This is a genomic window from Streptomyces sp. GC420, assembly GCF_009916105.1.
Lineage (GTDB): Bacteria > Actinomycetota > Actinomycetes > Streptomycetales > Streptomycetaceae > Streptomyces.
On the sequence record NZ_JAAAXQ010000707.1, the window covers coordinates 1 to 1,797 of the forward strand.

The window sequence follows — 1,797 nt, forward strand, 5'->3', positions numbered from 1 at the left end:
GGCGCCTGCTGGGCCCACTGCGACTCCAGGCGGGTCAGCGCCTCGAGCTCCCCGTAGTCCAGGAAGATGCCCCGGCACCCACTGCACTGCTCGATCTGCACGCCGTTGCGGTTGTACGTATGCATGGGCGCACGGCACTTGGGACACTGCATTCTCGGCTCAACTCCTCGCCGGTCGGGTCGGCTCCGCCGGGAACACTGCCCCGGCGACAGGTGATTCACCCTACTTCCGGGACTCGGGCACGGACCGGGGCGATTGTGCCGCGATCCTGTAACAGCTGTCGGTCATGAGCCGCTCGACCTCGTCGAGGTCGCGGTGCTCCGCGGCCGCCCTGGCAACGGCCAGGGCGGCGGTCTGGACGGTCAGGGCACGGGCCGGCACGTCGAGTTGCGGCCAGGGGTCGCCGGCGGCGGGCACGGCGGGGCCGCCCGCCGCCCGGTAGGCGCCGAGAAACCGTGCCCAGACCTCGGGGGCGAGCAGTCCCGCCGCGAACCAGGCGGCCGGCCTGGCCAGATCCCATGCGGGATCGCCCGTGCCGAGGTCGTCCACGTCGATCAGGAGCCAGGGGCCGTCCGGTGCCGGGTGCCTGACCAGCTGGCCCAGGTGCAGGTCGCCGTGGCACAGGCGGGCCGTGGCGGCGGGTGCGGTCCCGGGGGACTCGTCACGCGCCCACGGGGGCAGAGCGTGCCAGGCGCGCAGGACGGCCCGCACGACCTCGTGCAAGGGGCCCGCGCCGGGGTCGGGGGCCGGCCGCGCCTGCTCCCGCCCTGGGCGCGGAGGGGTCTCCCGGGCGTCCCGCTCCGGGTCCGGGACGGCGTGCGTCTCCGGGCCCCGCGCGAGGCACGCCGCCCGCATGCGCGCCACCGCCCGGGCCGCCTTGGCGGGGCCGCGCATCGGGGGCAGCGGGCCGGGGAGACCTTCGATGCGGTCCGCCGGGACTCGGTGCAGCCGCGCCAGGAGAGTGGCCGCCTCCTCCCACGGGGCCGCGTCCGGACGCTCCGGGTCCACCGGGGTGCCGTACGGCCAGGCGGACACCGGCCGGCCGTGCAGGTCGGTGACCAGTGAGCGCTCCTGGGCGAGCGGCGGGCGGGGAGGCAGGAGTATCCCTGTCAGCCGCCGGTTCGCGGCGACGCGGAGGCGTATGCCGAGGGCTGCCGTGTCCGTGCCGGGTGCGTGCGCCTTGACGACGAGGTCCCCGTGCCGGACGACGACTCCGTCGGCGCGGTCGGCAAGCACGGTGGAGGCCCCGGCGCAGGGGTCCGGCCGTGCGGCTGCGTTCGGACTGTCGTCCGGAGCCGTGTGCGGAGGGTGCGCGAGGCGGCGGGCCAGCGCTTCGAGCTCCGTCGCGGCGGATGCGGATACGGTCACTCGGCCCTCCCCCGGTCCGGGGCCGCCGCCGGCCCCGGCCGACGAGCGTACGCGGTGCCGGGCGGGGCGAGGCCGCCGCCTCCGGCGCGGGGCGCCCGCCCGGAGCCGGGAATCTGCGCGGGCTTCGGCCGGGGATCGGGGCGCTCCCCGGGCTGGTGGACGGCAGCGGCGGCGCTGGGAACGGGGAGGTCGCGGACCTGTCCGGGCACGGCAGCGCGGTCGTGGTCGTGCCCGCGAATGCCGAGGCCCGTCCCGCAGGGCGCGCCACCGCCGGCCGTGCCGGTGCGCACGAAACCAGAACGTGCCCAAGCACGCCGCACCGCACAGCCCGCTCGTGCCCGCGAATGCCGAGGCCCGTCCCGCAGCGCGCGCCACCGCCGGCCGTGCCGGTGCGCACGAAACCAGAACATGCCCAAGCACGCCGCACCG

2 protein-coding genes are annotated in these 1,797 nt (G+C 77.2%); both read right to left on the bottom strand.

The window, feature by feature from the left end; genetic code table 11:
• Window positions 1-152: zf-TFIIB domain-containing protein (locus tag GUY61_RS37970; protein WP_166634840.1), on the bottom strand; the 152-nt coding region annotated here is incomplete at its 3' end.
• Window positions 153-222: 70 nt separating this feature from the next.
• The gene (locus GUY61_RS37975; RefSeq protein ID WP_313897043.1) at window positions 223-1,368 is read right to left on the bottom strand and encodes a phosphotransferase; all 1,146 of its coding nucleotides are present in this window, start codon (window positions 1,366-1,368) and stop codon (window positions 223-225) included.
• Window positions 1,369-1,797 lie beyond the last annotated feature (429 nt).